17 protein-coding genes are annotated in these 14,504 nt (G+C 63.8%); 10 read left to right on the forward strand and 7 right to left on the reverse strand.

The window, feature by feature from the left end:
- The first annotated feature begins 34 nt into the window (after positions 1–34).
- The 5 genes from J4G43_RS34110 to J4G43_RS34130 all read left to right on the forward strand — a co-directional run bounded on the left by J4G43_RS34110 (position 35) and on the right by J4G43_RS34130 (position 3,348).
- Positions 35–802, forward strand: a complete 768-nt coding sequence (locus J4G43_RS34110; RefSeq protein WP_208087607.1) for an acyltransferase — start codon at positions 35–37, stop codon at positions 800–802.
- 200 nt (positions 803–1,002) lie between these two features.
- Positions 1,003–1,620 (forward strand): 30S ribosomal protein S4, encoded by a 618-nt coding sequence (gene rpsD / locus J4G43_RS34115; RefSeq protein ID WP_071912408.1) that lies wholly within the window; start codon positions 1,003–1,005, stop codon positions 1,618–1,620.
- Between the two features lie 114 nt (positions 1,621–1,734).
- The gene (locus J4G43_RS34120) at positions 1,735–1,962 is read left to right on the forward strand and encodes a hypothetical protein (protein ID WP_028147480.1); all 228 of its coding nucleotides are present in this window, start codon (positions 1,735–1,737) and stop codon (positions 1,960–1,962) included.
- On the forward strand, positions 1,959–2,183 hold the full coding sequence (locus tag J4G43_RS34125; protein ID WP_208087608.1) for a type II toxin-antitoxin system RelE/ParE family toxin: 225 nt from the start codon (positions 1,959–1,961) through the stop codon (positions 2,181–2,183). Before J4G43_RS34120 ends, J4G43_RS34125 begins: the two co-directional genes overlap by 4 nt.
- A 97-nt stretch (positions 2,184–2,280) precedes the next feature.
- The gene (locus tag J4G43_RS34130; protein ID WP_208087609.1) at positions 2,281–3,348 is read left to right on the forward strand and encodes a threonine aldolase family protein; all 1,068 of its coding nucleotides are present in this window, start codon (positions 2,281–2,283) and stop codon (positions 3,346–3,348) included.
- Positions 3,349–3,450: 102 nt separating this feature from the next.
- Here the strand turns inward: J4G43_RS34130 and J4G43_RS34135 are convergent, their stop codons facing one another.
- The 4 genes from J4G43_RS34135 to grxD are packed head-to-tail and all read right to left on the reverse strand — an operon-like array spanning position 3,451 to position 6,929.
- A complete protein-coding gene (locus J4G43_RS34135; RefSeq protein ID WP_208087610.1) occupies positions 3,451–4,713 on the reverse strand; it encodes a serine hydrolase domain-containing protein in 1,263 nt (420 codons plus the stop codon).
- 4 nt (positions 4,714–4,717) lie between these two features.
- A complete protein-coding gene (locus J4G43_RS34140; RefSeq protein ID WP_208087611.1) occupies positions 4,718–6,001 on the reverse strand; it encodes a serine hydrolase domain-containing protein in 1,284 nt (427 codons plus the stop codon).
- Positions 6,002–6,047: 46 nt separating this feature from the next.
- Entirely contained in the window at positions 6,048–6,599 is a 552-nt protein-coding gene (locus J4G43_RS34145; protein ID WP_208087612.1) for an O-acetyl-ADP-ribose deacetylase, read from the reverse strand.
- A gap of 3 nt (positions 6,600–6,602) precedes the next feature.
- Positions 6,603–6,929 carry a Grx4 family monothiol glutaredoxin gene (gene grxD / locus J4G43_RS34150; RefSeq protein WP_085404302.1) on the reverse strand — a complete coding sequence of 109 codons (327 nt, stop codon included), beginning with the start codon at positions 6,927–6,929 and terminating at the stop codon, positions 6,603–6,605.
- A 250-nt stretch (positions 6,930–7,179) separates the two neighbouring features.
- Between grxD and egtB the strand changes: the two genes are divergently transcribed.
- Both egtB and egtD read left to right on the forward strand, forming a co-directional pair.
- Positions 7,180–8,478 (forward strand): ergothioneine biosynthesis protein EgtB, encoded by a 1,299-nt coding sequence (gene egtB / locus J4G43_RS34155; protein WP_208087613.1) that lies wholly within the window; start codon positions 7,180–7,182, stop codon positions 8,476–8,478.
- 50 nt (positions 8,479–8,528) lie between these two features.
- A complete protein-coding gene (gene egtD, locus J4G43_RS34160) occupies positions 8,529–9,500 on the forward strand; it encodes an L-histidine N(alpha)-methyltransferase (protein WP_208087614.1) in 972 nt (323 codons plus the stop codon).
- A 211-nt stretch (positions 9,501–9,711) separates the two neighbouring features.
- Here the strand turns inward: egtD and J4G43_RS34165 are convergent, their stop codons facing one another.
- Together J4G43_RS34165 and J4G43_RS34170 are read right to left on the reverse strand one after the other, a co-directional pair.
- On the reverse strand, positions 9,712–10,905 hold the full coding sequence (locus J4G43_RS34165; protein WP_208087615.1) for a low temperature requirement protein A: 1,194 nt from the start codon (positions 10,903–10,905) through the stop codon (positions 9,712–9,714).
- A gap of 26 nt (positions 10,906–10,931) precedes the next feature.
- Positions 10,932–11,168 carry a BolA/IbaG family iron-sulfur metabolism protein gene (locus J4G43_RS34170; RefSeq protein ID WP_028147489.1) on the reverse strand — a complete coding sequence of 79 codons (237 nt, stop codon included), beginning with the start codon at positions 11,166–11,168 and terminating at the stop codon, positions 10,932–10,934.
- A gap of 179 nt (positions 11,169–11,347) precedes the next feature.
- On the opposite strand from J4G43_RS34170, the gene J4G43_RS34175 reads away from it, so the two are divergent.
- Both J4G43_RS34175 and J4G43_RS34180 read left to right on the forward strand, forming a co-directional pair.
- Positions 11,348–11,707 (forward strand): DUF427 domain-containing protein, encoded by a 360-nt coding sequence (locus tag J4G43_RS34175; RefSeq protein ID WP_014494138.1) that lies wholly within the window; start codon positions 11,348–11,350, stop codon positions 11,705–11,707.
- A gap of 58 nt (positions 11,708–11,765) precedes the next feature.
- Positions 11,766–12,869 (forward strand): alpha/beta fold hydrolase, encoded by a 1,104-nt coding sequence (locus J4G43_RS34180; protein ID WP_208087616.1) that lies wholly within the window; start codon positions 11,766–11,768, stop codon positions 12,867–12,869.
- Between the two features lie 40 nt (positions 12,870–12,909).
- Here J4G43_RS34180 and J4G43_RS34185 read toward each other — a convergent pair whose 3' ends face one another.
- The gene (locus J4G43_RS34185; protein ID WP_208089490.1) at positions 12,910–13,101 is read right to left on the reverse strand and encodes a DUF1328 domain-containing protein; all 192 of its coding nucleotides are present in this window, start codon (positions 13,099–13,101) and stop codon (positions 12,910–12,912) included.
- Between the two features lie 164 nt (positions 13,102–13,265).
- Between J4G43_RS34185 and J4G43_RS34190 the strand changes: the two genes are divergently transcribed.
- Positions 13,266–14,453 carry an acyltransferase family protein gene (locus J4G43_RS34190; RefSeq protein ID WP_208087617.1) on the forward strand — a complete coding sequence of 396 codons (1,188 nt, stop codon included), beginning with the start codon at positions 13,266–13,268 and terminating at the stop codon, positions 14,451–14,453.
- The last annotated feature ends 51 nt before the right edge of the window (positions 14,454–14,504 follow it).

Consider the following 14,504-nt stretch of genomic DNA (forward strand, 5'->3'; position numbering starts at 1 on the left):
GCACATATTTTAGTCCGCAGGAACCGAAAGACCCATGCGCGGGACGCCCAAGACCATTTCGCTGCCGCGCCGCCTGATTTGCGACCTCATGCGGGCGTCGATGGACGTGCCATTCGTCTCGCTCTCCCGCCCCCTCAATATCCGCCCCCTGCTGGAGGCGCGTGCCGGAGCGATGGCGCCCTCCGGCTGGGCCGCAATGTTCGTCAAGGCCTTTGCCCTGGTCGCCAGGGACGAGCCGGTCCTGCGCACCGTCTACGCCAAATGGCCCTGGCCGATGCTCTACGAGCTGCCCAATAGCGTGGCGTCGGTGGCGATCGCCCGGGTCCAAGACGGCGAGGAATGCGTGATGCCGCAGCGAATCGCGGCTCCCGAAGCCATGGCGCTGGCCGCGGTGGACGCCGAAATCCGGCGTGCCAAGACGGCCCCGGTCGAAGAGGTTCCCATGTTCCGCAAGGTCATGCGGGCCACCCGCCTGCCGCTGCCGCTGCGGCGGCTGTGCTGGGCGGTCGGGCTGAATTTCGGCCGGCAGCGCGGCAACTGGTTCGGCAGTTTTGCCGTGAGCTCGGTGGCTGCCTATGGCGGCGGCGAGCTCCATCCCATCACGCCGGGCCCGTTCATCGTCAGCTATGGGGTGGTCGAGGGCGACCAGACCATCCATGTCGTGATCCGCTGGGACCACCGGGTCACCGACGCCGCCCCCATTGCCCGGGTCCTGACCCGGCTGGAACAGGTCCTTAACACTGAAATCGCTGCCGAATTGCGCGCGGCCGGGCCGAAGCCGATCCGGGCGGTCCGGACATGATTTCGGGGCTATTCGCATTGACAGAACGGCCCAAACTCACCTAAAAGCCGCCTGCTCGCGGGCCGATTTTGGCCCGCGAAGCGTTTCGCGACCCGTGGTCCTCTCCCTTAAAGCTTTGGGGATCGGACCTGTCAGTGCCGGGCCCAGCCCGTCACACAGGAGGGCGCGTTTCCTCAAACCATGTACCTGAAGAGGACGCGATGACTAAGCGCAGTGAGGCGAAGTACAAACTCGATCGCCGTATGGGCCAGAACATCTGGGGCCGCCCGAAGAGCCCCGTCAACCGCCGCGAGTACGGCCCCGGCCAGCACGGCCAGCGCCGCAAGGGCAAGCTCTCCGACTTCGGCGTGCAGCTGCGCGCCAAGCAGAAGCTGAAGGGCTACTACGCCAACATTTCCGAGCGCCAGTTCCACGGCATCTATGTCGAGGCGAGCCGCCTCAAGGGTGACACCGGCGAGAACCTGATCGGTCTCCTGGAGCGTCGTCTCGACGCGGTCGTGTACCGCGCCAAGTTCGTCTCCACGATCTTCGCCGCGCGCCAGTTCATCAACCACGGCCACGTCAAGGTGAACGGCCGCAAGGTCAACATCTCGAGCTACCAGCTCAAGATCGGCGACGTGATCGAGGTCAAGGAAGCCTCCAAGCAGCTCGCCCACGTGCTCGAAGCCAGCCAGCTCCCCGAGCGCGACACCCCCGACTATCTCGAAGTCGACCACGGCAAGATGACCGCCAAGTACGTGCGCATCCCGGGCCTCTCCGACGTGCCGTTCCCGGTGCAGATGGAGCCGCATCTGGTCGTCGAATTCTATTCGCGCTAATAGTTCGGCAGAACGACATTCAAAGGCCCCGGTTCACCGGGGCCTTTTTGTTTGAGCCGGCGATTCCCATGTCTCAGGCCATCTGTGCTATGATTGCACATCGCGGAGTTGAGCATGACGCGTCTTCTGGAAGAGGCCTTCAGCAAAGTTTCCGGCCTGCCCGATTCAGAGCAGGACGAACTGGCGCGGACCCTGCTTGAGCTTGCCGGGGTCGATCAGCCACCAATCCAGCTGACGGCGGCGGAAGAGGCAGATCTCGCCGAGGCCGAAGCCGAAATCGCCCGCGGCGAGCTGGCCAGCGCCGACGAAGTCCGCGCGATGTGGGCTAAGCACGGCCTGTGAAGGTCCGCTATACGAAGCGGGCGCTCGCCCAAATCGACCAAATTCTGACCTACATCGAGGCGCACTCGCCCCAAGGCGCAGGCCACGTGCGCGGCCGCATTGTCGCTCTCATAGCATTGCTAGAGACCTACCCCCACGCAGGGCGAACGACTACGCGTGCATACGTCCGTCGCTTGCCGGTCAACCCTTATCCCTATCTGATCGATTATCGTGTGACCTAGACAGAAATCGTTATTATGCGGTTTCGTCACGCCGCCCGGCGTCCACCCAGAGCTCGCTGACCGCGAGCGAGTGCCATTCCCCTCAGGGAGCAAGTTGATGCTCTATACCCCTCCCCCGATCGATCCCAAGGCGCCGCCGGTGCGCATCAATCTGCTTTCGGACACGCAGACCAAGCCGACGGCTGCGATGCGCGAGGCGATGGCGCGGGCGGAGGTCGGCGACGAGCAGGTCGGCGACGATCCGACCGTGAACGCACTGTGCGAGCGCGTCGCCGCGCTGCTCGGCAAGGAAGCCGCGGTCTACATGCCCTCAGGCACGATGTGCAACGTCACCGCGACGCTGGTGCATTGCCGTCCCGGCGACGAGATCCTCGCCCACGAGAGCGCGCACATCATCGCCCGCGAGGGCGGCGCGCATGCCGCGATCGGCGGCTTCCAGGTGACCCAGCTCAAGGGACCCGACGGCCAGTTCACGCCGGAGACCTTTCGCAAGGCACTGCATCCGCGGACGCGCTACCAGCCGCCGCAGACCGTCGTCAGCGTCGAGCAGACCGCCAATATCGGCGGCGGCACGATCTGGAAGAAGGCAGCGCTCGACGAGATCGTCGCGATCGCCAAGCAGCACGGCCTCGTCACCCACATGGACGGTGCGCGCCTGCTCAACGCCACCGTCGCAAGCGGCATCTCCCCGCGCGACATGACGGCGGGGTGGGATTCGGCGTGGATCGATTTCTCCAAAGGCCTGGGCGCGCCGATCGGCGGCGTGCTGGCGGGCTCGCGCGCCTTCATCGACGCGGTCTGGCAGTGGAAACAGCGCCTCGGCGGCTCAATGCGGCAAGCCGGCGTCTGCGCGGCCGCCTGCATCTACGCGCTCGACCATCACGTCGACCGTCTCGCCGACGACCACGCCAATGCGCGCGCGCTCGCCCGCGGGCTGTCGCAGATCGCAGGCGTCGAGGTGCAGGAGCCCGAGACCAATCTCGTGTTCTTCAAGCCTGATGGCGCCGGAATTGCCGGCGACAAGATGGTCGCCGCACTGCGCCAGCGCGGCGTGACGCTCGCGATGATGGACGGCCGCATCCGCGCCTGCACCCATCTCGACGTCAATGCGGCCCAGGTCGAAGAAACGATCGGGTATGTCAGAGAGATCGTGCGCGGGGCGTAAGTCCGTAGCCCGGATGGAGCGCAGCGAAATCCGGGGTCCTCGCCTCGCGGAAAGATGTTGCCGGATTGCGCTTCGCTCCATCCAGGCTACGAAGGCGGCCAGCTACCGCCCCATCGCCTGATAGATCAGCGTCTTCAACGCGAGCTGAATCCGGCCGCGCTGCGACGGGGTCTGCACCATGAAGATCCCGAACAGATCGTCTTCGGGATCGATGAAGAAGAAGGTGCCGCCGACGCCGTCCCAGCGATATTCGCCAAGCGGCCACGATGTCCCTGATGGCACCGAGGTGCGCACCGCGAAACCGAGGCCGAAGCCGGAGCTTCCGCCCGGATAGTAATTCTGATCGCGCGCGATCTTCGTCCCGGGGCCGATATGATCCGACGCCATCAGCGCGATGGTCTCCGGCTTGAGATAGCGCCGGCCTTCATAGCTGCCGCCGTTGAGCAGCATCTGCGAGAAGCGCGCGTAGTCACCGACCGTACCAACAAGGCCGCCGCCGCCCGACTCCCACCTCAGCGGTTTCCGGGGATCGCGGACCTGCGTCATCGGACTGATCGCGCGATCCTGCGGCATCGGCTCGGCGATGCGCGGCCACTTGGCAGGATCGGCGACATAGTATGCGGTGTCCGTCATCCCGAGCGGATCGAGCAGCCGCTCCTTCTCGAACGCGAACAGCGATTTCCCCGATATGACCTCGACGATGCGGCCGAGCACGTCCGTGGAGTGGCCATAGTCCCAGTTCGTGCCGGGCTGTTCGGCGAGCGGAAGCGTGGTGATCTTCGCGACGAGTTCGGCGTTGGTCAAAGCTTTGTTGTCGAAGAGACCGGCGTCGGCATAGAGCTTGTTCACCAAGCCCCCGCCATAATAGCCGTAGGGCAGCCCGGCAGTGTGGCGCATCAAATCCTTGATCGTCACGGGGCGACTGAGCGGCTCCAGCGCCAGCGCAGCCTTGCCGTCCTCGGCCTTCGTCTCGACGCCGACCTTCATCGCGCCAAAGGCCGGAATGTACTTTGCGACGGGATCATCGAGCGAGAGCTTGCCCTGCTCGACCAGCATCATCGCCATGACTGTCGTGACCGGCTTCGACATCGAATAGAGCCGGAAGATCGTGTCCGCGCTCATCGAGATCTCGGTGGCGACATCGCGGACGCCGAAATTCTCGTAATAGACCGGCTTGCCGTGCTGCTGGAGCAGCAGGATCGCGCCCGGAAAGGTGCCGGCTGCGACCTCGCTCCTGATGTAGTCGGAAACCTTTGCCAGACCTTCTGGCGAGAAAGTGTGGGCGCGCCCCTCGGAGCCCGCCTGCGCACCACCTGCACCGAACAAAAGAACGAGCGCCGCGATCAGCGCGCGGCGCCCGAACATGTCACTACTCCATTGCTTCATAAACCAACTGCTTCAATGTCCGCTGCACGCGCTGGCGCTCGGTCGGGGTCTGCTCCAGCAGCACGAAGAACATGTCCTGCTTGGGGTCGATGACGAAATAGCAACCGGAGGCGCCGTCCCACTTCAATTCCCCGAGATCGCCGGGCGGCGGCGGCTTGGCGTTGCCGGGATCGGTGCGGACCGCAAGGCCGAGGCCGAAGCCGAACCCGTCGCCGGGGAAATAGAAATAGTCGCGACTGACCCCCGAGGTCGGGCCGACCTGGTCGGTCACCATCAGCTTGAACGTCTCGGGCTTGAGGATGGTCTTGCCGTCGAGGCTGCCGCCATTGAGCAGCATCTGCGCAAAGCGCTCATAGTCCGCCATGGTCGTAACCATGCCGCCGCTGGCGAATTGAATCTTTTTGACAACCGTCGGATCATTGATCCGGCCGACACGAAAATCGGCGTCATTCGGCACCGGCTGCGCCAGAAGCTTCTGCTTCTCGGGCGCGGTGACGAAGAAGCCGGTGTCGACCATGCCGAGCGGATCGAGCAGCTTCTCCCGCTCGATCTCGAGCAGAGGCTTGCCGGTTGCGACCTCCATGACTCGCGCCAGAATGTCGGTGGAGTGGCCGTATTGCCACAGCGCACCCGGCTGGTTGTGCAGCGGCAATTTTGCGATGCGCTCGGCGAACTCGGCGAGATCGAAATCGCCGTCGTAGATCTTGGCGTCGCGATAGGCCTTGCGGACCAGGCTGTCGCCGTAGAAGCCATAGGTGACGCCAGACGTGTGCGTCATCAGATCCTTCACCGTCATCGACCGGCTCAGCGGCACGAGTTCGAGCGACTTGGTGCCGTCGTCGGCCTTCTTCTCGACGCCGACCTTCACATTGGCGAAGGACGGAATGTATTTCGAGACGGGATCGTCGAGCTTGATCTTGCCGTCCTCGATCAACTGCACCGCAACGACGGAGGTGATCGCCTTGCTCATCGAGAACAGGCGGAAGATGGTCTGGTCCGTGATCGGCGCCTTGCTCACCACGTCCTGCACGCCGAAGGCTTCGCGGAAGACGGGCTTGCCGTGCTGCTTGATCAGCACTGTCGCGCCGGCGATCTTGCCGGTCGCGACCTCGTTCTTGAAGAACTCGCTGACCTTGGCGAGCTTGTCCTGATTGAAATGCGCGCCGGCCGGAATCTCGTAGGTGCCTTCGGCGCGCGCGAGCGACATCGCACCCAGCGACACCAGTGCGCCGCAAATCAACGCACGCAGTCCGAAATGTGAATTCATATCCCCTCCCCGGAAGGTGGCCGAGCGGAGTGTACTGACCACGTCATCAGGCACAAGGGCTGCTGTACCGCGCCAGAACGTCCGTGTGGAGCGCGGCGCTTGTCTCCGAGAAACAACAGAATATGACGTGGGCGACCAGCGGCGCAGCCGGCAGGGCTTCGATGGTCGCATGGACCGCAATCTTCGCGGCCTGGTCGGCCGGAAAGCGATATACCCCGGTCGAGATCGCGGAGAAGGCTAGAGAGTTCAGTCTATTGGCCTGGGAGAGCTCAAGCGCACGGCGATAACAGGAACGCGGCGAATCCGCCTCGCCGCGGCTGCCGCCCTGCCAGACGGGGCCGACTGCGTGGATCACATGTCCAGCGGGCAGACGGTAGCCCTTCGTGATCTTGGCATCGCCGGTCGGACATCCCCCGAGCGTCCGGCACTCGGCCAGAAGCTCGGGACCGGCAGCGTCGTGGATTGCGCCATCAACGCCGCCTCCGCCAAGGAGAGACGAATTTGCGGCGTTGACGATGGCGTCAACGCCGAGTGTCGTGATGTCAGCGACGATAACCTCAAGCTCGGCGCCGCCGATGCGGCGCGTCAGCTGGGTCACGTGTCAGGCCGCGACGGCGACGCCCTTCTCGGAGAGCAGCTGCTGCAGTTCGCCGGCCTGGAACATCTCGCGGACGATGTCGCATCCGCCGACGAACTCGCCCTTCACATAGAGCTGCGGAATGGTCGGCCAGTTCGAGTAGTCCTTGATGCCGTTGCGCAGTTCGGCGGATTCGAGGACGTTGAGGCCCTTATAGCCAACGCCGATATGGTCGAGGATCTGGACGACCTGGCCGGAGAAACCGCACTGCGGAAACTGCGGCGTTCCCTTCATGAACAGAACCACGTCGTTCGACTTGACTTCATTGGCGATGAATTCCGCGATGCTCATATCCGTGTCCTTCTGGGGCGGAGCCCTCAACAATCACTCCGGGCCGGCTCAGCCGATTTAACCCGATACCTGCCTATATATGTAGCCCAAACCGTTGTGCATCCAAAGTAAAATGGCGGCCACAGCGCTTGAACACCCCCTGGGCGGCCGGTCCAGGCCACGCCGGCCCCATTACATGATGCCACGAATATCATCGCCGGGGAGGACTTTCATACCGTAACGGAGCCCCTATCTAGGACGAACCCAGGTTTTGGAACCGGGCAACGCCAACAACGTTCTCTTGTCCTGTCTGGAGAAAAACGTGACGAAATCAGCCTCCGCTACGGCCACCCCGCCGCTTTCGTCACCGTCGGCCGACCCGCGCGGCCTCGCCCAGGGGCTGGAAGAGGCATTTCTCGCCGTCCGCAACGAGACCGAGCGCCGGGCCGAGCCGCTGTCGCCCGAAGACCAGCAGATTCAATCCATGCCGGATGCGAGCCCCACGAAATGGCATCGGGCCCATACCACCTGGTTCTGGGAGCAATTCCTGCTCGGCGAGCACTGTCCCGGCTACCGGCCCTTCCACCCTGATTTCGCTTTCCTGTTCAATTCCTATTACGTCAGCGCCGGCCCGCGCCATTCCCGCAATCACCGCGGCGACATCACCCGCCCCAGCGCCGATCAGGTCGGCGCTTATCGAACATATGTCGATGCGGCCGTCGTCAAATTCTTCCGCGAGGTCGGCCCGGACAAGCTTCGCGAGATCGCGCCGCTCGTCGAGGTCGGGCTCAATCACGAGCAGCAGCATCAGGAATTGATGTTCACCGACATCCTGCATGCTTTCGCGCAGAACCCGATCCCGCCGGCCTATGATCCGGACTGGCGCTTCCCGGCTTCGACACGCGCGGGGGAGGATTGGCTGACGCTGAACGAAGGTATCCACAGCGTCGGTCACGTCGACGACAGTTTTCATTTCGACAATGAGAAGCCGGCGCATCGCGCCCTCGTCGGTCCGGTCAGGGTCGCACGCAATCTCGTCACCAACGCAGAGTGGCTCGCCTTCATGCGCGACGGCGGCTACCGGACCGCAACGCTGTGGCTGATGGACGGCTTTGCCACCGTCAACAACGAAGGCTGGGACGCCCCCGGCCATTGGCGCGAGATCGACGGCCAGTGGCACACGATGACGCTCGCCGGCCTCAAGCCGGTCGATCTGGACGCGCCGGTCTGCCACGTCAGCTATTACGAGGCCGATGCGTTTGCGCGCTGGGCTGGGAAGCATCTGCCGACCGAGATGGAATGGGAGGTTGCTGCGCGTGCCGGCCAGCTCAACGACGCCTTCGGCATCGTCTGGCAGTGGACGCGTTCTTCATATTCGCCCTACCCCGGCTACCGCGCCATCGAAGGCGCGCTCGGGGAGTACAACGGCAAGTTCATGATCAACCAACTGGTGCTGCGCGGCTCCTCGCTTGCAACTCCCGAGGGCCACAGCCGTATTACCTATCGCAATTTCTTCTATCCGCACCATCGCTGGCAGTTCACCGGACTGCGGCTCGCCGATTACGTCTAGTTTTCATCCGACGATAAATGCGCGCCGGACAGCGCGTTCAGGAGAGTATCATGAATGTGCACGCCAGCGCTTTGGCCGAAGCCCATCTCCCCGACGAGCAGACCACCGCCTTCGCCCGCGAGGCCATCGAGGACCTCTCGCAGCAGCCGAAAAAGCTGTCGCCGAAATATTTCTACGACGCGACCGGCTCGGAGCTGTTCGAGGCAATCACGCGCCTGCCGGAATATTACCCGACGCGCACCGAGCTTGCGATCCTGAAGGAGCGCAGCAGCGAGATCGCGAAGATCATTCCGCAGCATGCGGCGCTGGTCGAGTTCGGCGCTGGAGCAACCACGAAAGTCCGCCTGCTGCTCGATCACTGCAGGTTCGCGGCCTATGTGCCCGTCGACATCTCCGGCGACTTCCTGAAGGCACAGGCCAACGGCCTGAAGCGAGACTTCCCGACGCTCGGCATCTATCCGGTGGCGGCCGACTTCACCACGCCGTTCGAGTTGCCCAAGGCAGTCGCATCGATGCCCAAGGTCGGCTTCTTCCCCGGCTCGACCATCGGAAATTTCGAGCCGCATGAGGCGCAGGCCTTCCTGAAGAGCGCCCGCAAGATCCTGGGCAAGGGCGCGCAGATGATCATCGGCGCCGATCTCGAGAAAGAAGAGCGCGTCCTCCACGACGCCTACAACGATGCCGCCGGCGTCACCGCCCGCTTCAACCTCAATGTGCTCGTGCGCATCAACCGCGAGCTCGGCGGCAATTTCGACCTGTCCGCCTTCACCCATCGCGCGATCTACAACCGCGAGCGGCACCGGATCGAGATGCATCTGATCAGCAAGAAGAGCCAGACCGTGCGCCTGCTCGGCACCAGCTTCTCGTTCCGCCCCGGCGAGAGCATCCACACCGAGAACAGCTACAAATACAGCCTCGAGCGTTTTGCTGCGCTGGCGCAGGGCGCGGGCTGGCAGGTTCGCGAAAGCTGGACGGACGCGGCGAAGATGTTTTCGGTGCACGCGCTGGAGGCGGCGGAGTAAACGCTCCGGCACTTCCCGCTCGACTGGCCGTCCAGAGAGCTATGTATTTCAGAGCGTTTTCCTGCGGCGCATCCTTCGAGACGCCCGCCTTCGGCGGGCTCCAGCGCGCGGCAGCAGTTTCAGCGGGCGCCTATGCCGATTAGCCTCATCCTGAGGAGACCGCGCAGCGGTCGTCTCGAAGGACGAGGCGCTCGCTCAGACCGCTCCAAATTCAATGCTGCTCTGCCTCCTCCGGCTTCGACCCCAGCGACACCGACTCCCATACCGCGACCACGATCATGATCACGGTCGACGCGACCGACAGCCAGAGCGGCGAGAGATCGGCGGCGAACCACCACAGCACCAGTAGCAGGATGATGCCGATGCCGTGGGAGAGCTGGAGGAAGCCGCGGATCGCGTGCTTGAACAGGACGGTGCCGACCAGGAACACCAAGGGACCACCGACCGTGCTCACGATGGTCCTGATATCGGAATGGCCGGTCGGATGCTTCAACACCAGCTCGTCCGACACCGCGGTCAGGATGATGCCGGCGACGATCGGCATGTGCAGATAGGTGTAGGCGAGCCGCGCCAGCCGGCCGGATTCCGCGGACTTCGAGATGCGCTCGGAGCCGGCCTCCGCGCCCTTGTGGAAATAGACCCACCACATCGCGATGGCCCCGGCCAGCGCCGAGACGAAGGCCAGGATGTTGTCCGCGGTCCACTCCAGTTCGGCAAAGGTGGCGCCGTTGACGACGACGGCTTCACCGAGTGCGATGATGATGAAGCCGGCGCAGCGCTCGGCCATATGGCCGCCCTCGACGGCCCAGGCTTCGACCGACGAGAAGCCGAGCTTCGGGACCCAGAAGCGCACCGCGGGCGAGACGTATTCGATCGCGAGCGCCGCGATCCAGAACCACAGCCGCGCCTCGTCATGGGCGAGACCGCCGAGGATCCAGAAGATCGCGGAGCCACAGAGCCAGACCAGAATGCGGATCGCGTTGTGCCGGACGGCCGTTCGATGGCGCGGGGTCGCGAGCAGCCAGAAGGCGGTGCGTCCGACCTGCATGGTCGCGTAGGCGATCGCAAACCACAGGCCCCGCCCCTCGAACGCGGTCGGGATCGTGGTCGACAGCACGAGGCCGCCCAGCATCATCAGGAAGATCAGGATGCGGACCGGCGTCAGGTCGGGGTTGAGCCAGTTGGTGACCCAGGCTGTGTAGACCCACACCCACCACACCGCGAGGAACAGCACCGTGACGTGCACCGCGCCGAGCGGGGTGAAATGGTGCAGCAGCGTGTGCGAGACCTGCGTGACGGCGAAGACGAAGACGAGGTCGAAGAACAGCTCGGCATTGGTGACGCGGCTGTGCTGGTTCGGCGCGATGACGCGAAACATCGCGCCGCGAGGATTGTCCGCAGCCATCGTCATCCCCCCGTCACGCGATCAGATCAGGCCCCCGGTACCCCGGTTTGCAGCGCCAGCGCATGCAGCACGCCGCCCATCTGGCCTTGCAGGGACTGATAGACGATCTGGTGCTGCTGGACGCGGGACTTGCCGCGGAAGGATTCCGAAATCACGGTCGCGGCATAGTGGTCGCCATCGCCGGCGAGGTCACGGATCGTCACCTCGGCATCGGGGATCGCTGCCTTGATCATCGCCTCGATATCGTGGGCGTCCATGGGCATTCGGGTCTTGCTCCTGTCTCGGCTTCGAATCGCTTGCCGGGGTCCCCGGACCGGCAGGGCCAAACTTAGCGTGAACGGCCTTCTACGTCACGCATTCCGGCACTATATCCCTGATCCCATCCGGATAAAGGCACGACAAAGTGCCGCGCGCGCAAGATTGATCGAAAAGGCGTGAAATCATGAAGCTTCCAGGGCCCGACCACCCCATCACCATTACCCAAAATCCCCGGCGCGTCCGCGTCACGGCCGGCGACATCGTGATCGCCGAGACCAGCAAGGCGCTGATCTTGAAAGAGGCGAAATATCCGGCGGTGCAATATGTGCCGCGGGAGGACGCCAACATGGCGCTGCTGGAGCGCACCGACCGCGTCACCCATTGCCCCTACAAAGGGGACGCGAGCTATTACAGCGTCAAGGCCGACGGCAAGACGCTCGACAACGCGATCTGGACCTACGAGACGCCCTTCCCCGCGATGACGGAGATTTCCGGCCATCTAGCCTTCTATCCGGACAAGGTGAAGATCGAGGAAGTGGGGTAGGCTCATCGCGCCGGAGGCGATCGCAGGTCGCTTCCTCTCAGTCGACACAAGGCTCAGGATGCCGCGCAAAGCCGCAAGACTGATTGGGGTCTCGTTGCTGGGCGTGGCCGGTATCCTCATTGTGGTGGCCGCCGCCGGATTGGGTTTTCGCGCCTATCGCCAGCATCTTGCTGCCGAAACCCTCGCGATCCGCTCACCGAAGGGCGTGCAGGAAGGAGGGTTCGTCGACATCGGCGGAATCAAGCAATGGATTCAAATCCGCGGCGAGGATCGGGATAACCCGGTCCTCCTGTTCGTCCACGGCGGGCCCGGAGGCTCCAGCTGGCCAATGTCGTCGGGTTGGCGCCCCTGGGAAAAGCACTTCACCATCGTGCAATGGGACCAGCGAGGCACCGGCCGCACGTATGGCGCCACCGGAGACACGCTGGCGCCAACCATGACACTGGAGCGCATGACGCAGGACGGCGTCGAGCTGGCCGAGCATCTGCGCACGCATCTGCACAAGGACAGGATCGTCCTGGTCGGGCATTCGTGGGGTTCGTTCCTGGGAATTCACATGGTGAAGCAACGCCCGGATCTGTTCTCGGCCTATGTCGGCACGGGCCAGGTGGTTGGCAGGACGACCTTCGAGAAGGCATTCGAGCTCACGATCGCGCGCCTGCAACGGCTTGCGGCATCCGCCAACAATCGTGAAGCCCTGGCGGAATTGGCGCCGGTCGCTTCACAGCCGACCCTCACCCCGGAAAATCGCCTGATTGCGGACAGATGGAGCAACGCGCTGGGTCTGCCGCCCGCCGGCGGCTTCCAGCTCGCCGGCCCCATCCCGCCGCTCTTCATGCCGGATGTCTCGCTGCTCGACTTGTACAACTGGCGCAAGGGCGTCGCCTTCTCAGCCAAGTATCTGACCGGACGGAACGGGCCGATGTTTCAGAGCGACATGGCCTCGATGGGCTTCAGATCTTCGATCCCCATGTTCTTCATAGAGGGCGACGCGGACGGCGTGACGCCGGGCGAACCCGCCGAGCAATATTTCAAGGAGATCACGGCCCCGCATAAGGAGTTTGTGTGGGTTCGCGGCGGCGATCATTTCATTCCGTTCGATCGTCCTGATGAGTTCCTGGCCGAGCTGATGGCCCGCGTCATGCCATTCGCAGGCAATTGAGGGCCGGCGCCTCAGCCCCGCGATTCGAGCGGCAGCCCGGCTACGCCCTGAAGATCGTGAGCCCCAGTATCAGCAGCACCAGGAAGATCACGACGAAGATATAGAACAGGAAGCGGGCGACATCGGCCGAGGCGGCCGAGAGGCCGGTGAAGCCGAGCACGCCGGCCACGATCGAGATCAAGAGAAAGATCAGCGCCCATTCAGGATCGTCATAACCAACTCCGACTAAAATGCCGCATGTTTTGCGGCCCTCAACCCATTCGCGAACGCTAACTTCGCTGCGCGGAACTGGTTCCTGAGGGCGCTCCGCGGGCAAGGCGCGGCACAAACGGCGCTTGCTGAATCCGGTTCCCGGCGGCACAGTCCGGCCAGGGCAGGAGCGCAATCGGGGCGACCATGATGACGATGTCACATTCCGCGACGATCGGCGCGGAGGCGCACGCCGCGCCGAAAGCCAAGACGCGCAATCTGTCGCTCGATCGGACCCGCACCTTTCTCACGCTGGTGGTGCTGCTGCACCACGCGGTCATTCCCTACACCTATTTCGGTCACACCGACCCGGCGTCCTGGATCGGCTTCGACGTCGTCGTGCTCTGCACCGACAGCTTCTTCATGGCGATGTTCTTCTTCCTGTCGGGACTGTTCACGTGGTCCGGCATCGCGCGCAAGGCGCCACAGGTTTTCCTGCGCGACCGCCTGTTGCGGCTCGGGCTGCCGTTCGTGATCGCGGCCTTCACGGTCATCCCGATCGCCTATTACGCGATCGCGCTGCGGCACGATCCCGAGCTGACCTTCGCTTCGTTCTGGTGGAAGACGATCACCGTCGGGCCGTGGCCGAGCGGGCCGATCTGGTTCGTGTGGGTGCTGCTGGCGTTCGACCTGACCGCGAGCCTGCTCTACCGGGTCTCAGCCCACCTGGTCGATCCGGTCAACCGCGTTTCGGTGCGCGGATTTGAGCAGCCGGCCGTGTTCTGGCTGCTGCTCGCCGTCGTCACTGCCGTCGTCTACGTGCCCGCGCTGGTCCATTTCGGGGCCAACAAATGGTTCGAGTTCGGACCGTTTTCGGTGCAGGCGAGCCGCGTCCTGCTCTACTTCGCCTATTTCTTCATTGGCGTCAGCGTCGGTGCCGCCAACTTCGATCGCGGCATCCTCAGCGCAGAGGGCCAGTTGCCGAAGAACCGATGGATGTGGGTGATCGCCACGCTGGTCCCCTACTGCCTGATGTGGTGCATGATCTACATCAAGCGCGCAATCCTCGGGAATCCCAACGTGCTGCCGGACTGGTATCAGGCGATCTACGGCACGTTCGTCGTGCTGTTCTCGGCCGCGATCCTGCTCGCGATCCTCGCCTTCTTCCTGCACCAGAAGTCGCCGGGGCCGAACCTGCTCGACCGCATGCAGGCGGACGCCTACGGCATGTTCCTGGTGCACTACCCGATCGCGCTGTGGATCCAGTATGTGCTGTTCGACTATTCGTGGCCTGCGATCTTCAAGGCCGGGATCGGCTTCGTGCTCACGGTGATGCTGAGCTGGGGACTGACGGCAATGTTGCGGAAGATTCCGGGCGCGTCGCACGTGTTGTGAGGCCGAGGCCTCTCCGTCCGTCATTGCGAGCGTAGCGAAGCAATCCAGAGT

Origin of the sequence: Bradyrhizobium barranii subsp. barranii (genome assembly GCF_017565645.3) — a bacterium.
Taxonomy (GTDB): Bacteria; Pseudomonadota; Alphaproteobacteria; order Rhizobiales; family Xanthobacteraceae; genus Bradyrhizobium; species Bradyrhizobium barranii.

Bases quoted from the DNA above. Each gene is read 5' to 3' on its own strand.
- J4G43_RS34110 (WP_208087607.1), top strand. From the start codon at position 35: ATGCGCGGGACGCCCAAGACCATTTCGCTGCCGCGCCGCCTGATTTGC.
- rpsD (WP_071912408.1), top strand. From the start codon at position 1,003: ATGACTAAGCGCAGTGAGGCGAAGTACAAACTCGATCGCCGTATGGGC.
- J4G43_RS34120 (WP_028147480.1), top strand. From the start codon at position 1,735: ATGACGCGTCTTCTGGAAGAGGCCTTCAGCAAAGTTTCCGGCCTGCCC.
- J4G43_RS34130 (WP_208087609.1), top strand. From the start codon at position 2,281: ATGCTCTATACCCCTCCCCCGATCGATCCCAAGGCGCCGCCGGTGCGC.
- J4G43_RS34135 (WP_208087610.1), bottom strand. From the start codon at position 4,713: ATGTTCGGGCGCCGCGCGCTGATCGCGGCGCTCGTTCTTTTGTTCGGT.
- J4G43_RS34140 (WP_208087611.1), bottom strand. From the start codon at position 6,001: ATGAATTCACATTTCGGACTGCGTGCGTTGATTTGCGGCGCACTGGTG.
- grxD (WP_085404302.1), bottom strand. From the start codon at position 6,929: ATGAGCATCGCGGAATTCATCGCCAATGAAGTCAAGTCGAACGACGTG.
- egtD (WP_208087614.1), top strand. From the start codon at position 8,529: ATGAATGTGCACGCCAGCGCTTTGGCCGAAGCCCATCTCCCCGACGAG.
- J4G43_RS34165 (WP_208087615.1), bottom strand. From the start codon at position 10,905: ATGGCTGCGGACAATCCTCGCGGCGCGATGTTTCGCGTCATCGCGCCG.
- J4G43_RS34170 (WP_028147489.1), bottom strand. From the start codon at position 11,168: ATGCCCATGGACGCCCACGATATCGAGGCGATGATCAAGGCAGCGATC.
- J4G43_RS34175 (WP_014494138.1), top strand. From the start codon at position 11,348: ATGAAGCTTCCAGGGCCCGACCACCCCATCACCATTACCCAAAATCCC.
- J4G43_RS34180 (WP_208087616.1), top strand. From the start codon at position 11,766: ATGCCGCGCAAAGCCGCAAGACTGATTGGGGTCTCGTTGCTGGGCGTG.
- J4G43_RS34190 (WP_208087617.1), top strand. From the start codon at position 13,266: ATGATGACGATGTCACATTCCGCGACGATCGGCGCGGAGGCGCACGCC.